Raw genomic sequence first — 518 nt, forward strand, 5'->3', positions numbered from 1 at the left:
AGGACGGATAATACGCTTTTAGAACGTCAGAGAGGAATTACAATTCAGACAGGAATAACCTCTTTTCAGTGGGAAAATACGAAGGTGAACATCATAGACACGCCAGGACATATGGATTTCTTAGCAGAAGTATATCGTTCATTATCAGTTTTAGATGGGGCAATTCTACTGATTTCTGCAAAAGATGGCGTACAAGCACAAACTCGTATATTATTTCATGCACTTAGGAAAATGGGGATTCCCACAATCTTTTTTATCAATAAGATTGACCAAAATGGAATTGATTTATCAACGGTTTATCAGGATATTAAAGAGAAACTTTCTGCCGAAATTGTAATCAAACAGAAGGTAGAACTGTATCCTAATGTGTGTGTGACGAACTTTACCGAATCTGAACAATGGGATACGGTAATAGAGGGAAACGATGACCTTTTAGAGAAATATATGTCCGGTAAATCATTAGAAGCATTGGAACTCGAACAAGAGGAAAGCATAAGATTTCAGAATTGTTCTCTGTT

1 protein-coding gene is annotated in these 518 nt (G+C 36.5%); it reads left to right on the forward strand.

Annotation, left to right across the window (positions count from 1 at the left end; translation table 11 throughout):
* The coding region (locus RAD16_RS40630; protein WP_458163646.1) for a GTP-binding protein at positions 1-518 on the forward strand (518 nt) is incomplete at both ends.

It is taken from the genome of Bradyrhizobium sp. 18BD, assembly GCF_054185225.1.